Origin of the sequence: Streptomyces sp. CB01635 (assembly GCF_002803065.1) — a bacterium.
GTDB lineage: Bacteria > Actinomycetota > Actinomycetes > Streptomycetales > Streptomycetaceae > Streptomyces.
Window position 1 is genome coordinate 178,783 of the sequence record NZ_NNBL01000008.1, and the last position, 25,837, is coordinate 204,619.

At 70.2% G+C, this 25,837-nt stretch carries 18 protein-coding genes and 1 pseudogene; 11 read left to right on the forward strand and 8 right to left on the reverse strand.

Annotated features, from left to right (window positions below; all coding sequences use genetic code 11):
- Positions 1 to 16: 16 nt before the first annotated feature.
- Both yicI and CG723_RS22830 read right to left on the reverse strand, forming a co-directional pair.
- Positions 17 to 2,242 (reverse strand): alpha-xylosidase, encoded by a 2,226-nt coding sequence (gene yicI / locus CG723_RS22825; RefSeq protein WP_100595321.1) that lies wholly within the window; start codon positions 2,240 to 2,242, stop codon positions 17 to 19.
- Complete coding sequence (locus CG723_RS22830) at positions 2,239 to 5,061, reverse strand: glycoside hydrolase family 3 C-terminal domain-containing protein (RefSeq protein ID WP_100595322.1); 2,823 nt, start codon at positions 5,059 to 5,061, stop codon at positions 2,239 to 2,241. Before CG723_RS22830 ends, yicI begins: the two co-directional genes overlap by 4 nt.
- A gap of 210 nt (positions 5,062 to 5,271) precedes the next feature.
- On the opposite strand from CG723_RS22830, the gene CG723_RS22835 reads away from it, so the two are divergent.
- From CG723_RS22835 to CG723_RS22860, 6 genes and pseudogenes are all read left to right on the forward strand, one after another.
- Positions 5,272 to 6,948 carry an extracellular solute-binding protein gene (locus CG723_RS22835; RefSeq protein WP_100595323.1) on the forward strand — a complete coding sequence of 559 codons (1,677 nt, stop codon included), beginning with the start codon at positions 5,272 to 5,274 and terminating at the stop codon, positions 6,946 to 6,948.
- Positions 6,948 to 7,985, forward strand: a complete 1,038-nt coding sequence (locus tag CG723_RS22840) for an ABC transporter permease (protein WP_100595324.1) — start codon at positions 6,948 to 6,950, stop codon at positions 7,983 to 7,985. The genes CG723_RS22835 and CG723_RS22840 overlap by 1 nt, the downstream gene beginning before the upstream one ends.
- Positions 7,982 to 8,908 carry a carbohydrate ABC transporter permease gene (locus CG723_RS22845; protein WP_100595325.1) on the forward strand — a complete coding sequence of 309 codons (927 nt, stop codon included), beginning with the start codon at positions 7,982 to 7,984 and terminating at the stop codon, positions 8,906 to 8,908. Before CG723_RS22840 ends, CG723_RS22845 begins: the two co-directional genes overlap by 4 nt.
- Positions 8,905 to 10,902 carry a beta-galactosidase gene (locus CG723_RS22850; RefSeq protein WP_100595326.1) on the forward strand — a complete coding sequence of 666 codons (1,998 nt, stop codon included), beginning with the start codon at positions 8,905 to 8,907 and terminating at the stop codon, positions 10,900 to 10,902. Before CG723_RS22845 ends, CG723_RS22850 begins: the two co-directional genes overlap by 4 nt.
- A pseudogene (locus tag CG723_RS22855) lies at positions 10,892 to 13,100 on the forward strand (glycosyl hydrolase family 95 catalytic domain-containing protein). Before CG723_RS22850 ends, CG723_RS22855 begins: the two are co-directional and overlap by 11 nt.
- 51 nt (positions 13,101 to 13,151) lie before the next feature.
- On the forward strand, positions 13,152 to 13,871 hold the full coding sequence (locus CG723_RS22860; RefSeq protein ID WP_100595327.1) for a GH12 family glycosyl hydrolase domain-containing protein: 720 nt from the start codon (positions 13,152 to 13,154) through the stop codon (positions 13,869 to 13,871).
- A 25-nt stretch (positions 13,872 to 13,896) separates the two neighbouring features.
- Here the strand turns inward: CG723_RS22860 and CG723_RS22865 are convergent, their stop codons facing one another.
- From CG723_RS22865 to CG723_RS22885, 5 genes are all read right to left on the reverse strand, one after another.
- Positions 13,897 to 14,913 (reverse strand): LacI family DNA-binding transcriptional regulator, encoded by a 1,017-nt coding sequence (locus tag CG723_RS22865; RefSeq protein WP_100595328.1) that lies wholly within the window; start codon positions 14,911 to 14,913, stop codon positions 13,897 to 13,899.
- A 333-nt stretch (positions 14,914 to 15,246) separates the two neighbouring features.
- A complete protein-coding gene (locus CG723_RS22870; protein ID WP_159032521.1) occupies positions 15,247 to 16,122 on the reverse strand; it encodes a glycoside hydrolase family 16 protein in 876 nt (291 codons plus the stop codon).
- Positions 16,123 to 16,239: 117 nt separating this feature from the next.
- On the reverse strand, positions 16,240 to 16,740 hold the full coding sequence (locus tag CG723_RS22875; protein ID WP_100595330.1) for a hypothetical protein: 501 nt from the start codon (positions 16,738 to 16,740) through the stop codon (positions 16,240 to 16,242).
- 44 nt (positions 16,741 to 16,784) lie between these two features.
- Complete coding sequence (locus tag CG723_RS22880; RefSeq protein ID WP_324904003.1) at positions 16,785 to 19,691, reverse strand: family 20 glycosylhydrolase; 2,907 nt, start codon at positions 19,689 to 19,691, stop codon at positions 16,785 to 16,787.
- A 483-nt stretch (positions 19,692 to 20,174) separates the two neighbouring features.
- Positions 20,175 to 21,053, reverse strand: a complete 879-nt coding sequence (locus CG723_RS22885) for a universal stress protein (protein ID WP_100595332.1) — start codon at positions 21,051 to 21,053, stop codon at positions 20,175 to 20,177.
- 363 nt (positions 21,054 to 21,416) lie between these two features.
- On the opposite strand from CG723_RS22885, the gene CG723_RS22890 reads away from it, so the two are divergent.
- Positions 21,417 to 21,848, forward strand: coding sequence for a DUF7144 family membrane protein (locus CG723_RS22890; protein ID WP_234374462.1), 432 nt, complete (start codon positions 21,417 to 21,419; stop codon positions 21,846 to 21,848).
- A 205-nt stretch (positions 21,849 to 22,053) separates the two neighbouring features.
- Here CG723_RS22890 and CG723_RS46355 read toward each other — a convergent pair whose 3' ends face one another.
- Positions 22,054 to 22,227: a hypothetical protein gene (locus tag CG723_RS46355; RefSeq protein ID WP_159032523.1), complete on the reverse strand. Its 174-nt coding sequence runs from the start codon at positions 22,225 to 22,227 to the stop codon at positions 22,054 to 22,056.
- Between the two features lie 278 nt (positions 22,228 to 22,505).
- On the opposite strand from CG723_RS46355, the gene CG723_RS48695 reads away from it, so the two are divergent.
- From CG723_RS48695 to CG723_RS22905, 4 genes are all read left to right on the forward strand, one after another.
- Complete coding sequence (locus CG723_RS48695) at positions 22,506 to 22,628, forward strand: hypothetical protein (RefSeq protein ID WP_267893721.1); 123 nt, start codon at positions 22,506 to 22,508, stop codon at positions 22,626 to 22,628.
- A gap of 218 nt (positions 22,629 to 22,846) precedes the next feature.
- Entirely contained in the window at positions 22,847 to 23,797 is a 951-nt protein-coding gene (ltnD, locus tag CG723_RS22895; RefSeq protein ID WP_100595333.1) for an L-threonate dehydrogenase, read from the forward strand.
- A 1-nt stretch (position 23,798) separates the two neighbouring features.
- Positions 23,799 to 25,091, forward strand: coding sequence for a 3-oxo-tetronate kinase (gene otnK / locus CG723_RS22900; protein ID WP_100595334.1), 1,293 nt, complete (start codon positions 23,799 to 23,801; stop codon positions 25,089 to 25,091).
- Positions 25,088 to 25,777, forward strand: coding sequence for a class II aldolase/adducin family protein (locus CG723_RS22905; RefSeq protein ID WP_100595335.1), 690 nt, complete (start codon positions 25,088 to 25,090; stop codon positions 25,775 to 25,777). Before otnK ends, CG723_RS22905 begins: the two co-directional genes overlap by 4 nt.
- Positions 25,778 to 25,837 lie beyond the last annotated feature (60 nt).

Below are 25,837 nucleotides of genomic sequence, written 5' to 3' on the forward strand. Positions count from 1 at the left end.
AAGCACGTCGAGCGGGCTACAACTCCCTCACCTCGTACGAGAGTTCCGCTCCCGACACCTCCACCGTGACCGCCCCGTCGACGGCCCCCCGGCGCACCCGGTACGCGGCGGCGGGGCTCCCGTCGTGGTCCGGCACCGTCACGGTCACGTCCCGCGCGCCCGGTGCGACGAGCAGGGTGACGCCGTCGGTCCAGTCGCCGTCGGGGCGCCGGTCGTCCGCGCCGAGCGGGACGACCGCGCCGGGACGGACGAACAGCGGCAGGCTGTCGAAGCCGTGGGTCTCGCGCAGCCAGCGTCCGCCCTCGACCCGCTCCCCCGTCAGCAGCCGCGTCCACGTGCCCTCGGGCAGATAGAACTCGACGTCGCCGTCCGCCGAGAACACCGGCGCGACGAGCAGGTCGGGGCCGAGCATGTACTGGCGGTCCAGGACCCGGCACGTGGGGTCGTCCGGGAAGTCGAGGAGCATCGGACGCATCACGGGGACGCCGGTGCGGTGCGCCTCGACCGCCGCCCCGTACAGGTACGGCATGAGGCGGTGTTTGAGACGCGTGAACTTCCGTGCCACCTCCACCGCTTCCTCGCCGAATGCCCACGGCACGCGGTACGAGACATTGCCGTGCAGGCGGCTGTGCGAGGAGAGCAGGCCGAAGGCGAGCCAGCGCTTGAAGACGGCCGGGTCGGGGGTGCCCTCGAAGCCGCCGATGTCGTGCGACCAGAATCCGAAGCCCGACAGGGACAGGGAGAGGCCGCCGCGCAGCGACTCCGCCATCGCCGTGAACGAGGCGAAGCAGTCACCGCCCCAGTGCACCGGGAACTGCTGGCCGCCGGCCGTCGCCGAGCGGGCGAAGACGACCGCCTCTCCGCTGCCGCGCTCCTTCTCCAACAGCTCGAAGACGGTGCGGTTGTAGAGGTGCGCGTAATAGTTGTGCATGCGCTCGGGGTCGGAGCCGTCGTGCCAGACGACGTCGGTCGGGACGCGCTCGCCGAAGTCCGTCTTGAAGCTGTCGACGCCCATGTCGAGCAGGTCGCGCAGCTTGCCCGCGTACCAGTCGCGCGCGCCCGGGTTGGTGAAGTCGACGAGCGCCATGCCGGGCTGCCAGAGGTCCCACTGCCAGACGTCGCCGTTCGGCTTGCGGACCAGATGGCCCGACGCCAGTCCCTCGTCGAAGAGTGGGGACTTCTGGGCGATGTACGGGTTGATCCACATGCTGATGCGCAGGCCGCGCGCCTTGAGGCGGCGCAGCATGCCGACCGGGTCGGGGAAGACGTCCGGGTCCCAGGTGAAGTCGGACCACTGGTACTCGCGCATCCAGAAGCAGTCGAAGTGGAAGACGGTGAGCGGGATGTCGCGCTCGGCCATGCCGTCGACGAACGACGTGACCGTCTCCTCGTCGTACTCGGTGCAGAAGGAGGTGGTGAGCCACAGGCCGAACGACCAGGCCGGCGGGAGGGCGGGGCGGCCGGTGAGCGCGGTGTAGCGGCGCAGCACGTCTTTCGGGGTCGGGCCCGCGACGACGTAGAACTCGATCGATTGGTCCTCGACGCTGAACTGGAGCTGGCCGACGGACTCCGTGCCGATCTCGTAGCCGACCTTCCCGGGGTGGTTGACGAGGACGCCGTAGCCGCGCGAGGAGAGGTGGAACGGGACGTTCTTGTAGGCCTGTTCGCTGCTGGTGCCGCCGTCGGCCTGCCAGATGTCCACCGTCTGGCCGTTCTTGACGAACGGGGTGAAGCGTTCGCCGAGGCCGTAGATGTGCTCTCCGACGCCGAGCGCGAGCTGGGCGACCATGTGGTGGGCGCCGTCGGGGGTGGTGGCGAAGGCGGTGCCCTTGTGTTCAACAGCCGTCAGTCGGCGTCCTGTTGAGGAGTCGAGGAATTCCAGGCCCCACTCCCCTGCCGTGTCCAGGCGGACGGTGAGCGGGCCCGTCTTCAGCTCGGTGACCGTGCCCTCGCGGGTCACCTGCGCACCGGCGCTGCCTTCGGAGGGCAGCAGCTCGAAGTCGGGGCCCCGGTGCCGCTTGCCCGCGTGGTGGGTGAAGCGGACGCCGATGACGCCCTCGGCGGGGGCGAAGCAGTCGATGGTGATCAGAGGCTGGTTGAGGGTGTCGCCGCGGTCACGGACGTGCCGGACGGCGGCGTACGCGGTGAAGCGGTCGTCGGCGGCCAGGATCTGGCGGACCTCGGTGGCGTACGCGGCGTGGACCCCTTCGCGCATCAGCCAGAAACCGTCGGTGAACTTCATACGGTGGTCCCCCGTGGGATGAAGGTGAGCCGGGCCAGACGGACCTCGCCGCCGAGCCGCACGCGCAGGTCACGTACTCCGCGGGCGGTGAAATCGGCGTCCAGTGTGACGTAGCTGTACGGGCCACCGGTTTCCGGGACGGTGACCGTGCCGCCGTCCCCGATCGCGACGGTGCCCGCGCCCGCGACCGTCATGCGTACTGCGATGACTCCGTTGGCGCCCAGGTCGCAGGCGCTGTAGAGGAGTTCGGCGTCCGGCCCGGTCGCGGTGACGGCGTCGCCGGACGTCTTCGTGCGGTCGACGATCGCCGCGCCGCGCTGTTCGTCGTACGACGCGGCGTCCAGGCCGTCGACGAGCACAGGCCGGGGCGCGGGCTCGTCGCCGTCGAGGGTCAGGCGCGTGGTGAGGCGGATGTCCTCGCTGGAGGCGCCGACGAGCAGTTCGTACGTGCCCGAGGTGACGCTCCAGCGGCCTCGGGCGACATCCCAGTGGCCGAGGTCGGCGACAGGCACGGAGAAGGTGACGTGTTGCGACGCCCCCGACGCGAGGGCGATGCGGCGGTGCGCGAGGAGCTGGCGGCGCGGGCGCGGCGCAGGCATGTCGAGCGGGCGGACGTACAGCTGCGGGACTTCGTCGGCCGGGGTGGTGCCGGTGTTGGTGACGGTGAAGGTGCACTCCAGCATGTCCGCGCCGCGGTGCACGAAGAGTCCGTCGTAGTCGAACGAGGCGTAGGACAGGCCGTGTCCGAAGGGGTAGAGCGGTGTGCCCTCGAAGTAGAGGTAGGTCTGGCGGGAGCCGATGACGTCGTAGTCGAGCAGGTCCGGCAGGTCGCTGTCGCCGGCGTACCAGGTCTGCGGGAGGCGTCCGGCGGGGCTGACATCGCCCGCGAGGACCCGGGCGAGGGCACGGCCCGCGGCCTGTCCGCCATGGGCGGTCCACAGCAGGGCGGGCAGTTCGGTGTCCGCGTCGGGTAGGGCGTAGGGGTAAGCGCCGATCACGGCCAGGGCGGTGTTCGGGTTGGCGGCGCGGGCGGCTCGCCACAGCCGGTCCTGGTGGTCGGGGAGGGCGAGCGTCGTGCGGTCCTCGGTTTCGCGGCCGTTGATGTGCGGGTCGTTGCCGGCGACGACGATCACCACGTCGGCGTCGGCGGCTGCCCGGGCCACGGCGTCCGCGCCGCGCTCCACGTACTCCACGTCGAAAGCCGTGCCCTGCTCGGCGACCTTCACGCCGTCGGCGGCGACAGCGACGTACCGGCCCGTGCCCGTGTGCCTCAGGAGGTGAGCGGTTCCCTGCCGTTCCAGGGTGTACGTCTCCTGGACGACCCAGCCGCCGGGTTGCTCGGCGGACGCCCGCACGAAGCCGTCCTCGGCGACGGACAGGTAGCGGCCGTCGGGTGCGCGCAGGGTGAGGACGTCGTTCCCCCAGTCGACGAGGGCGAGTTCGGTGCCCGATTCGGTGGCGGTGGTGAGCGGCGGCAGGTCGGTGCGGCCGGCGAGGAGGGCGGGGTCGAGGGTGCCTTCGGCACCGCGCGCGCTCGCGTCGGCGTCGCTCTCGGGCACGTACAGCCATCCGGCGTCGCACCGCAGCCGCACCCGGTCCGCACCCTCCGTGAAGGTGACGTGCTCCGTGCCGAACCGCTCGCGGAGGCCGTCGAGCGGGGTGGAGCGGTGGATGAGGGTGCCGCTGTACCAGTCCGTCTTGCACTCGTCGGCGAGCAGGCCGACCAGGGCGATGTGGGCGGTGTCGGGCAGCGGCAGCAGATCGTCGTTCTTGAGCAGCACGACCGCCTGCTCGGCTGCCTCCTGCGCGAGGGCGCGGTGTTCCTCAGTGTCGAAGGCCGCGGTGCCTTCAAGGGGGTCGCGGTCCTCGAACTCACCCAGGCGCAGCCGCACATCGAGCTGTCGGCGCACGGCGGTGTCGATGTCCGACTCGGAGATCAGGCCCTGGTCGAGGGCGCGGCGGATCCGCCCGGTGATCGTCGAGGAGTCGGTGCCGTGGTCGGTGAAGCTGTCGACGCCCGCGACGAGGGCGGCGGCGGTGGCCTCCTCGTGGGTGTCGAAGTAGTGCTCGGAGTCGACGAGGTTGCTGGGCGCGCCCGCGTCCGAGCACACGAGGAGATGCCGGCCGGTCCAGGTCCGCAACTGCTCGCGCAGATAGGGCGATACGTGGTTGGGCCGGCCGTTGACCAGGTTGTAGGCGGGCATGACGCCGGCGACGGCGCCCGCCTCGACGGGGGCGCGGAAGGCCTTGAGGTCGTACTCGTGCAGGACGCGGGGGCGGACGGAGGAGTTCGACGTGTCCCTGAGCGTCTCGTTGTTGTGGGCGAGCCAGTGCTTGAGGACGGGGGCGGTGCGCCAGTACGTGGGGTGGGTGCCGCGCAGGCCGCGCGTGTAGGCGGTGGCGATGGCCGCGGTGAGGTGCGGGTCCTCGGAGTAGCCCTCCTCGTTCCGGCCCCACAGCGGGTGGCGGAGGAGGTTGACCGTGGGCGCCCAGACATTGAAGCCGATCCGGTCGTCGCGCTCGCGCATTGCGCGCGCCTCGGCGGAGACGGCGTCGCCGATCCGCCGCACCAGGTCGTCGTTCCAGGTCGCGCCGAGCCCGACGGACTGCGGGAACACGGTGGCCGGGCCCATCCACGCAACGCCGTGCAGAGCCTCCTGCCCGGTGCGGAACGCGGCGAGGCCGACCCGCTCCACACCGGGCGTGAACTGGTGCAGCAGCGCGATGCGTTCGTCGAGCGTGAGCCGGGACAGCAGGTCGTCGACGCGCTTGTCCGTGGGCAGTGCCCCGTCCGGGTGGAGCGGGAGTCTTTCGGTCACGTGCGGGTCCCTTGGCGAAGGAGGTCAGTGAATCTTCGAAGCGCTTCGATGCTCCGCAGTCAGGTTGGCAGGTGTCAAGTAGCCGACAGGGAAAGCACGTTCAGGAATTCCGTGCACCGCTCTTGTGACCGTGGAAGCGCTCCCTTAGCCTCGCTGCAACATCGAAGCGCTTCGACAAATGCGCGACGCGTTCCCCGAAGGGTTACCGCAATGACGCCGAACTCGCCCTCCGCCTCCGCTCCCAGCCGGAGAAGCTTCCTCGCCTCCACCGCCGTGGCCGCCGCAGCGGTGGCCGGCGGGATGCCGCTGCTCGCTGCCTGCGGCGGGTCGGAGAACAAGGACCGGGAAGGCACGACCTCCGGGAAGGCCGCCGACAAGTTGCTGCCGACTTTCGTCGCCAGCAAGTTCGCCAGGCCCGACGTACCGTCGAAGAACGGCTCGGCTTCCGGTTACACCGGGAAGGTGGCCCTGTCGGCGCTGGTCGCCTCGGCGCCGGACAAGCTCGGCACCGGCGCGCCCATCAAGGTCATGTCCCCGCTCTGGGGCACGGCCCCGAAGGGCGACTGCGCCTATTACAAGGCGGTCGACAAGGCGGCGGGCACCAAGGTCACTTGGCAGAACCAGGACGGCACCACCTACGGCGAGAAGCTCGGCGCCGTCCTCGCGAGCAGCTCCATACCCGACATGGTGGTGGTGCCGAGCTGGGAGCTGACCGGCAAGATCCCGAACGCGGTCGCGGCGAAGTTCATGGACCTCGGCCCCTACCTGGCGGGCGACAAGGTCAAGAAGTACCCGAACCTCGCGGCTATCCCGTCGGACTCCTGGCGCATGAGCATCTTCGGAGGCAACCTGCGGGGCATCCCGATGCCGTCCGCCAGGGCGACCTTCATCGTGCCCTACTACCGCAAGGACCTCTTCGACAAGAAGGGCTACGACGTCCCCACGTCGCCCGATGAGTTCACCAGTTGGGCCAAGGACGCCACGAGCGCCAAGGCCAAGGTGTACGCCTGCGGCGACATGTCCTGGACCGCCTTCAACATCTTCGGCGTCCGCGCCTCGGGTTCGCTCGGCTGGCACATCGGGGACGACGGCAAGCTGACGTACCGCATCGAGCAGCCCGAATACCTGGAAGCGCTGGAGTGGACCCGCAAGCTGTTCGACGCGGGCGTCGTGCACCCGGACGACAAGGCCCGCACGGGTGACGCCGGCCAGCGCTTCACCGCAGGCCAGATCCTCGTCTACAACAACGACATCTCCAACTGGTACGTGAAGAGCGCCGAACAGGCCAAGGCCAACCCGGACTTCGTCTGCGAGGCCATCGACATCTTCGGCGCCGACGGCGGCGACCCGACGCTGTACGCGAACCAGCCCGCCACCATCTGGTCGTTCATCCGCAAGGGCGCCTCCAGGACCACGGTCGAGAACGCGCTGGCCGCCGCCAACTTCGCGGCGGCGCCCTACGGCACGAAGGAACGGATGCTCGTCGACTACGGCGTCGAGGGCACCCACTACACGGTCAAGGACGGCCTGCCCGTCAAGACGGACCAGGGCAACCAGGAGGCCATCAACGCCTGGGTGATGCTCGCCGCCCCCGCCCCCTACCTGGCCCACCCCGACCTCCCCGACGTCACCCGCAAGCAGGTGGAGTGGGAGCAGCGGATGGGCGCGTTCACGAGGAAGACCTCCACGTACGGCATGAACATCGTCGAACCGTCCCGCTACGCGAACCTGGCCTCGCCGTTCGAGCAGCTGGAGATCGACTACGTACGCGGCAACAAGAAGCTGTCCGACCTTCAGCAGGCCATCTCCACCTGGAAGTCCGGCGGCGGCGAGAAGCTGCGCGACTGGTACAAGAAGCTCATCGAAAAGAACGGCAGCGGCAACTGATGTCTCTCACGGCCGGGAGCAGACCCGACGGGACACGTCCCGCGGCGGCCGTCGAGGAACCGGCGGCCGCCCTCGCCCCGAAGGCGGTTCCCGAGAAGCGTGCGGCCGGCAAGGTCCCGTGGCGGGTCCGGCTGCGCCGCGACCGCGCGCTCATCCTGATGACACTGCCCGCCATCGGACTGCTCCTGCTCTTCAACTACGTACCGCTGCTCGGCAACGTGGTCGCCTTCCAGGACTACGACCCGTACACCTCCAGCAACGGCATCACCGCGATCTTCCACAGCCCCTGGGTCGGCATCGAGCAGTTCTCCCGCATGCTCGACGACCCGGAGTTCTGGACCGCGGTGAAGAACACCATCGTGCTGTTCCTGCTCCAACTGGTGCTGTTCTTCCCGATCCCCATCGCCCTCGCCCTGCTCATCAACAGCGTGATCCGGCCCCGGGTGCGGGCCGTGGCGCAGGCGATCATGTATCTGCCGCACTTCTTCTCGTGGGTCCTCGTCGTCACCGTCTTCCAGCAGATCTTCGGTGGCGCGGGCATCATCGCGCAGACCATGGAGCAGCACGGCTGGGGCGGCTTCGACCTGATGACGAACGCGTCCCTGTTCAAGTTCCTGGTGACCGCGCAGTCCGTGTGGAAGGACGCGGGCTGGGGGATCATCGTGTTCCTCGCCGCGCTCTCAGCCGTCTCCACCGACCTGTACGAGGCCGCCGCCATGGACGGCGCGGGGCGCCTGCGGCGCATGTGGCACGTGACGCTGCCCGCGCTGCGCCCGGTGATCGCGCTTCTCCTGGTCCTGCGGGTGGGCGACGCTCTCTCCGTCGGCTTCGAGCAGTTCCTGCTCCAGCGCGACGCGGTCGGCCGCGGGGCCAGCGAGGTCCTCGACACCTACGTGTGGAACGTCGGTATCCAGTTCGGCGACTTCAGTTACGCGGCCGCGGTCGGGCTGATCAAGGGTGTCATCGGCATCTGTCTGGTGCTCGGTGCGAACAAGTTCGCTCATCTGCTCGGTGAGCAGGGGGTGTACCAGAAATGAGCCTCAACACGCAGCTGATCCGCAGCTTGCAGGCACCGCCTCGCCCCGCGTGGGAAGAGGCGCCGAGCAGGACCGGGCTCACCATGAAGGGCGGCTTCCTCGCCCTGTGCTGCCTCGGGGTGCTCGCCCCCCTGTGGATCGTGATCGTCACCAGCCTTTCCCCTAAGCCCGTGATCGACCGCGCCGGCGGTCTCGTCGTCGTCCCCGAGGGCATCACCTTCGTCAACTACACGGAGCTGCTCGGCGGCGGGCAGGTGAGCCGGGCCCTCCTGGTGTCGTTCGGCGTCACCGTCGTCGGCACCCTGTTCTCGATGACGGTCTCGGTCCTCGCGGCCTACGGTCTGTCGCGGCCGGGGAGTCTCGGGCACCGGGTCATCCTCATGATCCTGATGGCGACCATGTTCTTCGGAGCGGGACTCATCCCGACGTATCTGCTGGTGCAGTCACTCGGCCTGACGGACACCTACCTGTCGCTGATCCTGCCGAGCGCCGTCAGCGTCTTCAACATCCTGGTACTGCGGGGGTTCTTCATGGGGATCTCCCCCGAACTCACCGAGTCCGCCCGCATCGACGGAGCGAGCGACCTGCGCATCCTGCTCACCATCATCATGCCGCTGTCGCGGGCCGTGCTCGCCGTGATCTCCCTGTTCTACGCGGTGGGGTACTGGAGCGCCTGGTTCAACGCCTCCATCTACCTCACCGACCAGCAGATGATGCCGCTGCAGAACGTCCTCATCCAGCTGGTCCAGAAACACACCGAGGCACCGACCGGCCTGCAGCAAGCGGTCCGCACGGGTGAACTCTCCGCGCTCGGGCTGCAGATGGCCGTCATGGTGCTCGCCCTGATCCCGGTCGCCATCGCCTCGCCGTTCGTGCAGCGCCACTTCAAGAAGGGCATGCTCACGGGGGCGGTGAAGGGATGACCATCGCACACGACGGCCGCCTGCTGTACGGCGGCGACTACAACCCCGAGCAGTGGCCCGAGGAGGTATGGGCCGACGACGTCCGGCTGATGAAGGAGGCCGGTGTCACCTCGGTGACGCTCGGCGTCTTCTCCTGGGCGAAGCTCGAACCGACGCCGGGAGCAAGGGAGTTCGGCTGGCTGGACCGGCTGATGGACCTGATGCACTCGCACGGCATCGGTGTCGTCCTCGCGACGCCGACCGCGTCACCGCCGCCGTGGCTGGGGCGGCTGCACCCGGAGACGCTGCCGCGCGACGAGAACGGGCAGACCATGTGGTGGGGCTCACGCCAGCAGTTCGCGCACTCCTCCAGCGCGTACCGCCGCCATGCCGCCGCGATCACCGAGGACCTCGCGATCCGCTACGGCCACCACCCCGCCCTGCGGATGTGGCACATCAACAACGAGTACTGCACGTTCGACTACGGCGACGAGGCGGCGCACGCCTTCCGCGACTGGCTGCGCGCGAAGTACGGCACCCTCGACACCCTCAACGAGGCCTGGGGCACGACCTTTTGGAGTCAGCACGTGGAGACGTGGGCGGATGTGATCCCGCCACGCCGCGCCCAGTACCTGCACAATCCGGCGCAGGTCCTCGACTTCCGCCGCTTCACCTCGGACGCGCTGCTGGAGTGCTACACGGCCGAGCGAGACATCGTCCGACGGCACTCCCCCGCCCGCGTCCCGGTCACCACCAACTTCATGCCGTTCTGGATCGGCCAGGACGCGTGGGCATGGGCGGAGCGGGAGGACGTGGTGTCGGTCGACGTGTACCCGGACCCGCGGGACCCGCTGGGCGGTCAGTACAACGCGATGATCGCCGATATGACGCGCAGCCAGGCACGCGGCCCTTGGATGGTGATGGAGCAGGCGGCGGGACCGGTCAACTGGCGCGGCGTGAACCACCCCAAGCCGCGCGGCCTCAACCGGCTCTGGTCGCTGCAGACGGTGGCGCGCGGCGCCGACGCCGTCTGCTACTTCCAGTGGCGGCAGTCCCGGCAGGGCGCCGAGAAGTTCCACTCGGGGATGGTCGGCCACGCGGGCGAGGAGGGCCGTGCGTTCGCCGAGGTGAAGCAGATCGGCGCGGAACTGGCGGAGCTGGGATCGCAGGTGCCGGGCACACGGATTGCCGCCGATGTCGCCGTGCTGCACGACTGGCACTCCTGGTGGGCCGGCTGCCAGGACGGCAGGCCGTCGGCACACGTCGCGTACGAGGACGTGGTGCGGTCCTGGCACCGTGCCCTGTGGGAGGCACATCTCGCCACCGACTTCGCGCACCCCGAACACGACCTGTCCGCCTACAAATTGGTGGTCGTGCCGCACCTGTATCTGCTCACGGACGCGGCGATCGAGAATCTCGTGTCCTATGTACGCGGCGGTGGCACGCTCGTGTCCGGGTTCTTCACCGGGGTCGCCGACGCGGACGACCGGGTGCGGCCGGGCGGCATGGACGCGCGGCTGCGCGCGCTGTTCGGGATCCGGACGGTGCACGAGTGGTGGCCGCTCGATCCCGACGAGACCGTGGACTGCGGGGAGTTCACCGGCACCCTGTGGTCGGAGGAGCTGACGGCCGAACCCGGCACGGAGGTCAGTGCCGTGTACCGCGGTGGCGAGCTCGACGGGCTGCCGGCCGTGCTGCGGCGCGGCCGGGCCCGGTACCTGTCGACGCTTCCCGAACCCCCGGCGCTGCGCTCACTGCTCGAGGACGTGGCGGCCGAGGCGGGCGTACGGCCTCCGCTGTCCGGCCTCCCCGCAGGTGTGGAGGCCGTACGCCGCGGCGAGCTGCTGTTCCTGCTGCACCATGGGCGGGGCGAGGTGACCGTCGCACTGCCGGACGACACGACGTACCGGGATCTGCTGACGGGAGCCGAGCACTACGGCTCGGTGACGCTCGGGCGGTTCGGTGTCGCGGTTCTCGCTCTCGGGACGACGACGCGGGGGCACAGTGCCGGCTGACCATCCGCACGGCACCTGGGAGCGGGCGCCTGCCACGCGCTGGGAGGACGCCTTCCTCAGCGGCAACGGCACCCACGGCGCTCTTGTGTTCGGTGACCCGCACGACGACCGGGTGGTTGTCACCCATCACACGCTGGTCCGGCCGGACGGCAAAGCTCGCCCACGGCCACCCGCGATCGCCGCCCATCTCCCACACATCCAGGACAGGTTGCTGGCCGGCGACGTCACGGCGGCCGAGCAGTTCACGGACGGCCGTGCGCTGCGCTGGGTGCAGGCGTTCCATCCTGCGTTCCAGGTGCGGTTCGTGCGGGACAGCGTGGTGTGGCGCGGCTACCGGCGCGCGGTCGCCTTCGCGACGGGGGTGGCCGAGGCGCAGTGCAGCGGGTGGCGCGGGCGGGTGTTCGTGTCGCGGGCCGACGATGTCGTCGTGCAGTACGTCACCGGGTCCGGGCTCGACGGCGATGTGTTCCTCGACCCCCGCCTCGCCGGTGTGCCGGGTGGGCTCGGGGTCGGCCGCAGCGTCGTCCTGACGCCCCAGGGCGCCCAGTTGACACTGCGCTGCCGCTACCCGGACAGCGATCTGGCGTACACCGGGGTGACGGTCGCGCTGGTGCGCGGCGGGCGGCGCTCCGTGGGCACCACGGGGCTACGCATCGAGGGCGCGGACGGGCTGCTGCTGCTCACACGGGTGCGGCGGCATCTCGGGGAGCTCGACGCGGGCGCCGAGGCGGCGGCGCTCGCCTCACTGGCGGGCCCGGACCTGGAGGAGACCTACGAGACCCTGCTCGCCCGGCACGAGGCCCTGCACCGCGCCGCTTATGAACGGCTCACGTTCACCCTCGACGCGCCGCGCTCCGAACGCGGCCTGCCCGGCTCGGAGTTGCTCGAACGGGTCGACAGCCCGGCCCTGCCGGAGCGGCTGTTCGCGGCGGGCCGCTACCACCTGCTGAGCGCGTCCGGCGCGTTGCCGCCTCGGCTCACCGGGCTGTGGACCGGCGAGTGGGGCACGGCTTGGTCGGGGGCGTTCACCACGGACGCCAACCTCAATCTCCAGACGGCGTCCGCGGCGGCCTGCGACCTGCCCGAGGTGGCCCAGGCGCAGGGTGCCCTGATTCAAGGGCAGTTGGCTGACTGGCGGGACAACGCGCGGGAGATCTTCGGGGCGCGGGGAATCGTCGCGCCCGCGCACACCGACGGCGAGTCGGGGCACACGTACCACTTCCAGCGGGAGTGGCCGATGCACCTGTGGACGGCGGGCGCCGACTGGCTGCTCACCCCGCTAGTCGAGCAGGCCGAGACGACCGGGGTACGGCCCGCGTGGCTGGCCACGGCGCTCTGCGAACTCGCCCTGTTCTACGAGGACTTCCTCACCCGCACAGGACCGGACGGCCGCCTCGTGGTCGTGCCGTCGTACTCGCCGGAGAACCGGCCCGCGAACGCGAGCTGGGGCACACTCAACGCCACCATGGACATCGCGGCGGCCCGGCACGCCCTGCGCACCGCCGCCACCTGGCATCCGGGACCGGACGGCGACCGCTGGAACGCGCTCGCGGACCCGGCTGCCCGACTACCGGGTCAACTCCGCCGGCGCGCTTGCCGAATGGGCCTGGCCCGGCCTGGACGACGCCTACGACCACCGGCACCTCAGCCACCTCTACCCGGTGTGGCCGCACCACGACATCACCCCCTACGACACCCCGGAGCTGGCGAAGGCGGCGCACCGCGCGCTCGAACTGCGCGGCGCCGAGAACCACTCGGCTCACGGCCATCTGCACCATGCCCTGATCGCGGCCCGGCTGCGCGACCCTCACCGGGTGGCCGCGGCGCTGCGCCAGGTGCTGACCGGCGACTACTTCCACCACTCCCTGATGAGCTCGCACTACCCGGACCGCGACGTCTACAACGCCGACGCCGCGCACACCTTGCCGGTCCTGCTCACCGAGGCGCTCGTGCAGTCCACGCCAGACCGGCTCGTACTGCTGCCCGCGCTGCCGCCGGCCTGGCGACGCGGCGCCGTGCGCGGCCTGCGCACTCGGTTCGGCGCCCGCGTCGACCTGACGTGGGTGGGCAGCAGCTGCACGGCCGTCCTGCGCCCGGAGCGCGACGCGCACATCAACCTCAAAACCCCGGCCGGCGGTGACGGGCGGCTGCGCCTGACCGCGGGCGAGGATCGCGAACTCACCTTGATGACGCGGTAGTTCCCCCCACCGGGGCCCCACCGGGGCTCCTCCGACCATGGAAGGGACACCATGGCACCCACCGCAAGACACTCCTTGCGCCGCCGCACGCTCCTCGGCTCCGTCCTCGCGGGCGGCGCACTGCTCGCCCTCGCCGCCTCCCCCGCACAGGCGGCGATCTGGTCCTCCTCCGACCAGTGGGGCAACTACACCACCTCGGACGGCTACACCCTCTACAACAACATCTGGGGCTCGGGCGCGGGTGCTCAGACGATCTGGGCCAACTCCTCCTCGAACTGGGGTGTTTGGGCCGACCACCCGAACACCGGCGGCATCAAGTCCTACCCGAACGCGAAGAAGGTCGTGAACAAGTCGATCAGTTCGCTGTCCTCCCTCACCAGCAGCTACAACGTGACGGTGCCGTCGTCGGGCGCGTACAACACGTCGTACGACATCTGGGACAGCGACTACGACTACGAGGTCATGCTCTGGGTCAACTACAACGGTGCCGTCGGGCCGCTCGGCACCTCGCAGGGCAACGTCACGCTCGGCGGGCACACCTGGACCGTCTACAAGGGCAACAACGGGGCCAACGAGGTCTACTCGTTCCTTCGCACCTCGGACTCCACGTCCGGCACGGTGGACATCCTGCCGATCCTCAAGTGGATCAAGGACACCAAGGGCTGGTGGGGCGACGAGACCATCGGTGACGTGCAGTTCGGCTACGAGATCACGTCGTCGGCCGGCGGTCTGGGCTTCACCACCAACAGCTTCAAGGTCTCCAGCAGCTGATCCCACACGCAGAGGGACGCGCGGCTCAGGCTCCGGCCGGCGCCTGGGCCGCGCTCTCGCGCACCGTCAACTCCGGCGCCAGCAGCACGACTTCCTCGTCCGAACCACGCCCCTCGATCTTCGCGATGACCTGCTCCACGGCGCGCCGCCCCATCTCCTGCGCGGGCACCGCGACCGAGGTGAGCGGCACCGACGCGTGCGCGGCGACCTGCTCGGGGCAGACAGCGACGACGGAGACGTCCTCGGGGACGGCGCGGCCCGACTGGCGAAGCAGGGCGAGCAGCGGGTCCGTGGCCGCCTCGTTCTGCACGACGAACGCGGTCGTGCCGGGGCGCTCGTCGAAGACCCGCGACAACGTCGCCGAGACCGAGGCGTAGCTGCCTTCGCAGGGGCGGTGGAGCAGCCGCAGGCCCAGCTCGGCGCTGCGCTCCCGCAGGCCCGTCAGGGTCCGCTCGGCGAATCCGGTGTGCCGCTCGTACACGGCGGCGGCCTCGCCGATGACGGCGATCTCACGGTGCCCGAGGTCGGCGAGGTGCTCGGCGCACACTGCCCCGGCGGCGGCGAAGTCGAGGTCCACACAATTCAGTCCGGTGGTGTCGGACGGCAGACCGATGAGGACGGCGGGCCGGTTCGCGGCACGCAGCAGCGGCAGCCTCTCGTCGTCCAGCTCGACGTCCATCACGATCATGGCGTCGGCGAGCGCGCTGCCTTCTATACGGCGCACCGCCTCGGCGCCCTCCTCGCCGGTGAGCAACAGGATGTCGTAGCCGTGGGTGCGGGCGGCGGTGGCGACGGCCATCGCGATCTCCATCATCACCGGCACGTACATGTCGGTGCGCAGCGGCACCATCAGGGCGATGATGTTCGACCTGCTGCTGGCCAGCGCCCGGGCGCCCGCGTTCGGGTGGTACCCCAGCTTGCGGACGCTGTTCTCGACGCGCTCGCGGGTGGCCGCGGAGATGGACCGCTTGCCGCTGAGGACGTAGCTCACGGTACTGGCGGAGACTCCGGCATGCCGGGCGACCTCTGCGAGCGTGACCATGTCGTTCTCCTGAGCCGTGACGAGGGGACGCCGAAGTGAAGCGCTTCGACGGACACGGGTTGGTTGCCCGTGCCCGTTCGACCTGTCGACCCTATGGGGATCGATGGCCACCTGTCCATAACTCTGTCGAAGCGCTTCGACAGAGGGAACTGCCCGAAGCCCTCCACACAGGATAATGACCAGCCGTGGTCGTGCAGGCGCCTCTCAGGCCAGTTCGCCCAGTACTCCCAGGTGCGCAACCAGGCGTCGTCACGGCCGAGTTCGGAGCCGGAGACGAAGCTGCCTCCTTCGTGACCGAGTCGTCTTGACTCACTTTCGTCATCGGCTGAGTGCCTACTGCCAGACGCGGATGTAGTCCACATACATGGTGGAGGTGTAGTCCAGCGGGGCGTCCGCAATGTTGCCCTGGGCGTACGGGATGACCTCGTGGGACGCGATGGGAAACTCCCGAACCTGGCTGATCAGGTTGGGGTCGGTGACGGTGCGGACCACGGTGCCGTCGTAACTGAACGTCATTCGAGTGGATGTCCAGTCCAGGGTGACGGTGTGGTACCAGGTGGTGTCGTGCAGGCCGGGGGCGCTGACGTTGGTGCCGGACTGCTGGTGGTCGGCTCCGTATCCGTCCCAGTGGACGGTAACGCCGTACTGGTTGGCGGTGCTGAAAGTCTCCATGATGTCGATCTCGGCGCCGTCCCGCGCTGTGCCGTCCACCACGCCGCCGGGGGTCACCCCATTGCTGGCCTGCAGCCACGCGGCGGCCAAGTGCCCCTGAGTCGGGGGGATGTGGATGCTGTACTCGATGGTGCCGAACGTGAAGTCGAACTGGCCCTGGCTGTCGATGCGGCCGCCGCCATAGGTACCGTCGCCGACGTTGCTGATGTCGATGGCGAGCGCACTGTTCGTCACGCGGACGTTGGACGCCTTGTACCAGTAGTCGCCGCGGTCGACATCGAGGATGTTCCACTTGTTGGTGTCCACGCTGGTGCCGGTGAACTCGTCGCTGAAGACGAGTGTCGACGCGGCCCGTGTCCCCAAGGGCCCGCCATGTGGTTGCGCGTCGAGCGGGGTCGCCGGGTCGACGAGAGCTGGGCGGGTGCTTGCGACGGCAGGATCGGCGGCGTAGGCAAGGGTTCCCGGCAGTGCGGCGACGGCCCCGGCCGCGCCAACGGCACGGATGAGGCTGCGGCGTGACATCCCGTTGTCCTGCATGCTGTCCTCCTGGGTTTCGGCTCTGGAGCCCTGCGAGACACGGGCGGAGATCCGGCCCTCGCCCCATGGATCGATGGATCGGCTGGTGTCCCTTTCAGGACACATTCCGGGTGCCTTTCACGACAGCACGGCCGTAGCACTGCCGGCGTGCGTGGTCACCGTCACCCGCACCGGATCGGCGGCTGACGGTGGTTCCGCGTGGAGCACACCGTTGGACAGGACGGTGATCCGTGCAGCGGGTACGCCGTCGAAGTCGACCCGAGTGCCGGGGCCGAAGCCATGGCCTGCCACCAGGACGTCCCCGCCGTCCGTCGCCTTGTGGGCGTAGCCGACGCCGGGCAGCGTCGATGTCGTCTGACGCTGCCGGCGGCCGGTCAGCCCGGCCTGTGCGACGGTGTCGGCGGGCAGGTCGGCGGCGTCCGGCGTGCTGGGGACGGCCCGCAGCAGATGCCGCACCCGGTCCTCGGCGCCCCCCACCGAACAGGGATGCCTGGACGAGCATGCGCTGCCGCCGCCGTCAGGGGCCGCGTGCAGTACGACGGCGGGCGGTTCACCGGCCGTGGCGGCGCCCGCGGGAAGCAGGACGCCCGCGAGGACCGCGGCAAGGTCCGGGGGCACAACGGTCCTTGCGCGTCTCGGACTTGGCATGAGGCGGTGACGCATCAGGAGGTCCTTTGCCGGTCGTCGGTGGCGAGGGCGAACACGTGGATCAGCGGAGCCTTGGCGCCGAGAGGTCCCGACGCGGCGGGCAGTGTGACGGAGACAAGGCGCTTGGCCGGGTCGGCGTCGACGTGGACGGCGTACAACTGAGCCGGGCGGGTGCTCTGGGCACGGCCGCTGCCGTTGACCCTTCCCGCGTCGGCGGCGATCACGGCGGCCGAACCCGTCGCGGCGCCCCAGTCAGGCACGGTTACCTCGCTGGTGGCGGTGGTGCCGTCGGCGTAGGCGAGCGTGACCTTGCCGGTGATTCCCGCGGACGTCCCGTACGTTCCGGTGACCAGGAGACCGACACGGGCCGCGTGGCCGGTAAGCGGGACGCACTGACCGTCGGCCACGGCGTTGTCCCGGTCGGTGGCATCCGGCGACGGCAGGACGAAGGCGAATCCGTCAGCCGAGACCGTACGGCCCCGCTCGACGCCCGCCGCCGCGAGGCCCTCGGCGGACAGGCTCGACTGCGCACCGTCGATGTCGCCGCGCTGCGGGTTGCCGTCCTGCGTGATGCCGATGTTGTCGTAGGCCTCGGTCAGGTCCCGCAGCGGCAGCGCTGCCAGCGCCGAGCCCCGCACCCTTCGGCTGCCCTCGCCGACGGCGAAGTCGGCCGTCGCCGCGAGCCGGTAGGGGCCCGCGTGCGCGGCCTCGTCAGGCGTGACGGTGAACCGCACGGTGCGGCGCTGATGCGGCGGTACGGTGATGTGCCGCGCCGAAATCGCGTGCGTCAGGCCAGTGTTGTCGCGGGTGTGCCGCGCAGTCAGGCGCACCTCCACTCGGGGAAGGGCCCGGCCTGTCGTGTTCGTCACCTCGACCTCGACGACGCTGCGGTGGCCCTGCGACAGGTCGCGCGGTGCTCTCACCATGACGTGTACGTCCTGAGGGGCGGCGAGAACCTCCAGTTCGGCCAGGACCGGCTTGGCCTTCGCGGCGCCGACGAGGCGCACCCACCGGTAGGCGTGCGCGGTGTCCACGGGCAGCGTCTGCCAGTCGCGGGTAGGCGTCCACTCCACGCTCGTCAGCGTCGCGCACCCGGTGTCCGGTCCGGCGGAGCAGCCCTCGATCCTGGCTCCGACCAGTGAGGAGAGGTCGGCTGTCGATGTACTGCGGGGCAGCAGCCGCACCGCGGCCGGGCGCACCGCGCCGTGTTCCCCGAGGTCGAGGCCGACGGCCGCCCCCGCGGTCTCTGCGGCGAACGCGGTGGTCGGGTCGCCGTCGGCGGCGTTCGCCACGCCCTCGGGCCCGTACGCCGTGGCGCTCACCGGCCGCGCGTCGGGGTCCGTGGGCTCGGCGACGCCTGGAGCGGTCCCGACGGTGTCGGCCATCGCCTCGTAATCGAGATAGCCCGCCCTGCGCGGACTGCCCCACGCGGTGGAGGCGAGGATCTGCAGCGGACGCCGCAGATACGTCAGCGAGTACGCCTCCGGCGCCGTGTACTGGCGGTCGCCCCACTGCGCCATCTCAAGGCCCTGCACCCGGTCCGAGGTGCTCACGGCGTACGTGCGGTAGAGCGCGTCGTCGTCCGGGATGTACTGGCCGTTGGCCGTGCCCGGCATGGCCTTGGGGACGACGTACAGGCGCGAGAACTCGTTGCTCACCACGACGTCGTAGCCCTGGTCGATGAACGTCTGCTCATCGCCCAGCCACGCCTGGATGCGGATGTCCTTGTCGACGGTGACCGAGCCCGCTCCCCCGGCCTGCGGCCACCACCCCCAGATCTGCATCTTCTTGCCGTGCCGGGCGAGCAGCGCGTTCAGGTGGTTCTCGTACGCGAGGAAGACGTCCTGGGTCCGGGAGTAGCCCTGCGCCTTCGCGTACGCGGCGAGTTCGGGGCACTTGTCCTGCGTGGCGGCGCGTGGCGTCTCGTCGCCTCCGAGGTGGATGACCGGTGAGTCGAAGAGGTCCACGATCTTCTCGGCGAGCCCGTCGAGCCAGGCCACGTTCTGCGGTTTGGTGATGTCGACGGTGAACCCGGGGTCGACCCGGGCGGTGTCGATGATCGCATTCATGGACGCGCAGTCCCAGCGCAGGCTCGGCCGGTACTTCGACATTGCGGTGGCATGCGCCGGGATGTCGAACTCCGGGAGCACGGTGACATGAAAGCGGGCCGCGTAGTCCTGCACGGCGCGGAGATCGGCGGGGGTGTACGACTGCGCCGCCGCGAGCCCTTCGTAGCCGGGCAGGTCGAGCCGGAAGAACTCCGAGTCGGTCAGGTGCCAGTGCAGGGTGTTGAACTTCGTCCACGCCAGCTGACGGATCGTCTGCTTGATCGACTCCACCGACCAGTACGTGCGAGCGGTGTCGATCATGAGGCCTCGGGTCCGCTGCGCGGGAGTGTCTCGGGTGGCGCCGACCGGGAGCAAAGCGTGGTCATCGGAGGTCTTCAGCATCTGCTCGACCGACTGCTCCGCATAGAAGGCACCGGCCGGGCCGTCACCGGAGAGGCGGACCGAGTCCCGGGTCACGTCGATTCCGAACCCCTCGCCGACGTTGTCCCGCGCGGTGACCTCGATGTCGCCCTTGCGCGCCGTGCTGCCGGCGACGACCGGCAGCCGCCGGACGCCCAGTGCGGCCAGGTCGTCGGCGAACGTACGCGCGTCGGTGACCAGCCGGGAGCCGGGCGCACCGTCAACGACGATCCGGGACCGCCGGGTGAGCATGAACTGGCCGCTTCCGCCCGACCAGTTCTGCAGGGGCGGTACCACAGCGGGGGCGGCAGCGACCTCCGCAGGAGCTGCCGCGGAGGCATCGCCGGGGGCCGACAACGCCCCGATGACCGCGAGTGCGGCCGCAGCCGCACTTATCAACCGACTTGCCCTGCGCGGCACTTGGCCACCTCCGAGGCTTGTGGTGTAGACCACGTGAACTGGAGGGGAGGTTACTGAGTCAGCCCGGGCAGCGCCAGAGCGAAGGCAGAGAATCCTCCTCAATACCTCCGATCAATCGGACAGACCGGGCAGCGAAGGGCTGAACGGGTCTCCCATCATCGAGAACCTGGTCGACCCACAGGACAACTGGGCCATCAGGACGTCCCGGTCCACAAAACGCGTTCCGGTTCGTGGACCGGTCCAACGTGACCAATGGGCAACCGCAGACCCCAGAAGCCGTGCCGTTACGCAAAGCGGAACGCCCTGCTGGGTTGGATCACGGTCGGCGGCTCCGCCTCCCGTGCCACCTCCTGGGGCTCTCCCACCGCAGCGAGACTCGCGCCGTCGCCGACCCGGCACGCCTCGATCCGTGCCCGCGCGCTCGTCATCCGCTCCCTACGCAGCCTGCCTCCGCGGCACAGGCCCATGGCGATGAGCCCGTTCCCCGTGGTGATGGGCCGATTCAGGGAAGGCGCGTCACTCCTTGCCGCGGACGACGGTGACAGGGCAGTGAGCCTGTTGCAGCAGTGCCTGGCTGACCGATCCCAGGAGCAACCCGGTGAAGCCGCCCCGCCCCCTGGCCCCGACGACCACGAGCTGGGCGGTCCTGCTCGCCTCGATCAATGCCTCGTGGGTCACGCCGAGCACCAGTTCGTGCTTGACCGGGACCTGCGGATACTTCTCCTGACGACCCGCGAGTGCCTGGGCCAGCAGACGTTCCTCGTTCTCGGCGACCGCGCCCGCCTGGGGCACGTCCGCCAACTGCGGCGGAGCCAGCGGCAGGGGCACATTGTCCGGCGTCCATGCGTGCAGGGCGACGATTTCAGCACCCCTCAGCGCGGCCTCGGCGAACGCGAAATCGACCGCTTCCTCGCCGGCTCTCGAGCCGTCGACGCCCAGCACGATCGGCCCGGCGGCGTCCGGTTCCCCGCGCACCACCATCACCGGACAGTCGCCGTGGGCAGTCAGGTAAACCGCCGTCGATCCCAGCAGCATCCCGACGAACCCTCCCCTGCCCCGGGATCCGACGACCACCAGATCCGCATCCCGCGACTGAACCTCCAGCACGGTCAGCGCCTCGCCGGCCACCACGTCATGGGTGATCTCCACCCGAGGTGCCACGCTGGCGGCACGATGCAGCGCCTCGGTCAGCGCGCTCTCGACCTCGTCCGGCAGCACTCCCTCGGGTGGGCCGAAGGGCGCCGCGGCAGTCGACGCGGTCCCGGGCGTGATCACCGGCCAGAGGGCATACACGACTCGAAGCTCAGCACGCCGCCATTGCGCTTCTCGAGCCGCCGCCTCCGCCGCTGCGAGGCTGGACCGCGAACCATCCACCCCCACGACGACCAGGCCCATGGCGCCTCCCACGATTGACTCGGCCCCTGCTCCCAGCCTGACCCCACCGACGCGTGCCTGCCACAGGACTGGGCGGCAGCGCGTGGCGCATCGCCCAAACTGTTGAATGCGCGACGGCGTCCGCATCGCCCGTCACGGTCCACCACACATTCGCCGAGGTCGAAGAGCCCGAACCGGCTTCGCCTGCCTTCGCCGCCTTCGGCTCCCGCCCGAGGCCGAGCACCGGGCGGTAGGAGCCCGAGGTCCGCGCATGGCGGACTGCAGTCGCGACGCCGCAGGACTGAGGTGAAGATGGCACAGGAGCGCGGCTGGCCTCGCACAGGCGGTGTCCTCAGTCGCCGCGCCGGACAGGAAGGCCACGGCATGGCAGCAATGCCCAACAAGGTGCCGCGAGGGCCGGAGAGCCCCGACAGCAACGAAATGATCACCGGAGCGACCCTGTTCGCCGTGGTGGCCCTGTTGGTGAGCGGGCCGCTGAGCATTCTGCTGGGCGCATCCGGCATCGCAGGCGACACCGTGTTCGCGTCGTCTCGGTACGCCTACCGGTTTGATCTGACCGCGTGGGGCTGGATTCATCTTGTGATCGGCGTGGCCCTCGTCGTCGCCGGCCTAGGGGTTGCGGCCGGCAGGACCTGGGGGCGCGGGGCAGGCATCGCCGTGGCGGCGATCAGCCTGATCACCCAATTCATGTTCATTCCGTACTACCCCGCTTGGTCCATCACCGTCATGGCCCTCGATCTCCTCATCGTGTGGTCGCTGACCAGGTTCTCTCACACGCCCAGCGCCGGTCGGTGAACCCAGGCGGAGGCATACCGGGAGGGCCCGGGGCGAGTGATGGTGTGTCGGCGCTGTCCGGGCCATCCGGCACGTGACCGATCGGGCACGATGGCGGTAAGAGGGCATAGCCGCCGCTCGGTCCAGCGGCAGCTCGGGGTGACCTGCACGACACCGGAGGAACTGTTCACCGGTCAGTAGCAGAACCGGCCCCCCGGCACCCTGTCTACGCCCCCAACAACCCGTCCGGAATCTCCGTCTGCCGTGCCGCCGACATGCCCGGGTACGCCACGGCCGCCGTCTGGAATCCGACGAGCGTGGTCTGCAGCAGGTCAACGACGAGCACGTCCGGTCTACCGGTGGTGATCTCGCCGGCCACCCGGGCCTGGCGGAGATGCATGCGTATCCGTTCCCTCCACTGTCCGACCGCCGTCCGGTACGTGGCCGCCATCCGCGCGTCGTACTGCGCGCGATTCGGCGAAGGCGATGACCACACAGCCCCCCGAAGTCGCATGTCGTCCAACGGCACAACTTCCAGGCAGAGTTGGCGCAGCGCGGACAGTCCACCCCGGTCGCCGATGGACGCGGCGGCCCGGGCGTAGCGGGGCGAGGCGCGGACTCCGGAGCAGGACCGAGCCCGCCCGGACGGCGATCCAGCAGAGGAAGGCGGCGCCCACCGTGGCGCCGCTGCTGCTCGCGATCGGCGGTGGTGGTGGGGACAGCTTCACGGCCTTGTTCGTCGCGGGCTCCCTTGCCGTGCTGATCGGCCCCGTCAGCCTTGCGTCCGCGGGCGTGCGCTGACGGCACGGCCCGCCTGTGGCGGGCGCCCCGTCCACCGCCCACGCCGCCCCTGCCGCTGCCGAACCCGGTACCGGCGGGGGCGGCGCTTCGGGTGTGACCGGCATCACCCTGTACTCCGCGATGTCCGCAGGTCATCATATGACCCGATCGCTGCTTGCGACTGGAGCAGCACAACGACACACGTACGAGTCGACGGGTCAACGATGACGAGGGCGGACATGAACGACCAGCAGCGGCCGGTGCGGCCGCGCGTGGGCGTGGTGGGGCTCGGGGCCATGGGCCTGGGCATGGCCAGCAGCCTGCGGACCGCCGGATACCACGTGGGGGTCCACGACCTGCGGCCGGAGGTGGCCGCCGGGTTCGCCCGGGACGGCGGGACAGCGTTCGCCTCACCCGCCGAGCTGGCGGCCGAGGTGGACGTCCTGATCGGCGTCGTGGTCAACGCGGCGCAGGTCGAGTCGGTCCTCTTCGGCGACGGAGCGGCGGCCGAGCGGCTGCGCCCCGGATCCGTCTACGTGATGTGCTCCACGGTCGACCCGGACTGGTCGGCCGAACTGGAGCGCCGCCTGGGCGAGTTGGGCGTGCTCTACCTGGACGCGCCCATCTCCGGCGGGGCAGTCCGCGCGGCCGCCGGTGAGCTGACGATGATGACGTCGGGTTCCGTCGCTGCGTACGCCGTCGCCGACCCGGCACTCGAGGCCATGAGCGCCACCGTGTACCGTCTGGGCGACCACGCCGGTCTTGGCTCGAAGGTCAAGATCGTGAATCAGCTGCTCGCGGGCGTACACATCGCCGCGGCGGCCGAGGCGATGGCTCTGGGGATCAAGGCCGGGGTTCCGGCCGAGGCGCTCTACGAGGTCATCACGCACAGCGCCGGCAACTCATGGATGTTCGAAAACCGTATGGCACATGTGCTGGCGGGCGACTACACGCCGCTGTCCGCCGTCGACATCTTCGTCAAGGACCTGGGGCTCGTACTGGATGCGGCCCGACCGCAGAAGTTCCCGCTGCCCCTGTCCGCCACCGCCCACCAGATGTTCCTGCAGGCGTCCGCCTCAGGGCTCGGCGGTGAGGACGACAGCGCGGTCATCAAGATCTTCCCCGGCATCGACCTGCCGCAGCCCGCGAACCAGCCCCAGCCGACCGACCAGCCCAAGAAGGAGGACTGACGTGAGCGTCCGCCTCGGGTGCATCGCCGACGACTTCACCGGCGCCACCGACCTGGCCAACAACCTGGTGCGCGCGGGCATGCGCGTGCTCCAGCTGATCGACGTACCGGCCGAAGGCACTGACCCCACGACTGACCCCACGGTCGACGCGGACGCGGTGGTCATCGCCCTCAAGTCGCGTACGGTCCCGGCGGCCGAGGCCGTCGAGGCGTCCCTTCGCGCCCTGGAGTGGCTGCGCGCCGCGGGCGCCGAGCAGATCTACTTCAAGTACTGCTCCACCTTCGACTCGACGCCGGCCGGCAACATCGGCCAGGTCACCGAGGCCCTGATGGACGCCCTCGGCACCGACTTCACCGTCGCGACGCCCGCGTTCCCCGACAACGGGCGCACCGTCTTCAAGGGCCACCTCTTCGTCGGCGACGTCCTGCTCGGCGAGTCCGGCATGCGCCACCACCCGCTCACGCCGATGACCGACTCCAACCTGGTGTCCGTGCTCGACGCGCAGACGACGCGGCCGGTCGGCCTCATCGACCACAAGGTGGTGGCGGAAGGCTCTGACGCGGTCCGGGCCCGGATCACGCGACTGCGGGCGGACGGGGTCGGCGCCGCGATCGTCGACGCCGTGTCCAATGACGATCTCCTACGGCTCGGTACGGCGGTCAAGGAGCTGCCGCTGGTGACCGCAGGTTCAGGCTTGGCGATCGGGCTGCCCGCGAACTGGGGGTTCGAACCGTCCCCGGCCGCAGCCCAGCTGCCGCCTGCCTCCGGTCGGCAAGCCGTCGTCGCCGGTTCGGTGTCCGCCGCCACGAACGGCCAGGTACGGGAGTTCCTCAGCACCGGCCGCCCCGCGTTCAGCGTCGACCCCCTTCGGATCGCCGCCGGCGAGGACGTCGCCGCCGAGGCGCTCGCCTTCGCCGACAAGTACCTCGCCGACGGGCCCGTGCTCGTCTACTCGACCGAGTCGCCGGACGCGGTCCGCTCCGTCCAGGGTCAGCTCGGCGCCGCCGAGGCGGGTGAGCTGGTCGAGCAAACGCTCTCCCGCGTCGCCCAAGGACTCATCCAGCGTGACGTACGGCAACTCGTGGTCGCCGGCGGCGAGACCTCCGGCGCCGTCGTGCAGGCGCTCGGCCTCACGAGCCTGCGCATCGGCGGGCAGATCGACCCGGGGGTGCCGTGGTGCGCGGCGCCGCTGCCCGGCGGCGACACCCTCCACATCACACTCAAGTCGGGCAACTTCGGCGGCCCGGACTTCTTCACCGCAGCCTTCGCCCTCCTGAACGAGGAGTCCAAGTGACTCAGGGCCTCAAGACACAGGACCTCAAGACGGCTGCCGCCCGCGCCGAGATCGTCCGCGTCGGCACCAGCCTGTTCAGCCGCGGCTACGTCCACGCCAGCGCCGGCAACATCAGCGCGAAGCTCGACGACGGCCACGGCCACCTGATCACGCCCACCGATGCGGCCCTCGGCTTCCTCGACGCCGACCGGCTCGCACAGGTCGACGCTGCCGGCGAGCAGATCGCGGGCGACCGCGCCAGCAAGACGCTCACACTGCACCGGCGCATCTACGCGGCCGACCCCACGGCCCGGTTCGTCATCCACACCCACTCCACGCACCTGGTCGCGCTGACGCTGGCCGGCGTGTGGCAGCAGGACGACGTGCTCCCGCCCCTCACCCCGTACTACGTGATGAAGGTGGGCCACGTTCCGCTGGTCCCGTACCACCGTCCCGGCGACCCGCGCGTCGCCGACCTGGTCTCGGAGCGCATCAACTCCCGTGCGGCGAACGGCACTCCGATCCGGGCCGTGCTCCTCGACCGGCTCGGCCCCGTCGTCTGGGGCCCGGACGCCGCGTCCGCGCTGGCCGTACTGGAGGAGCTGGAGGAGACCGCACGCCTCTGGCTGACGACCGACCGCAGGCCGGAGCCGCTCCCCGACGACGCCATCGCCGAACTGAGGACCGCCTTCGGCGCCTCCTGGTAAAACCCCGCTCCCGTCCCCGTCCGCTCGAAAACCCCTGAGCCGCACAAGGAAGTGCCCCTC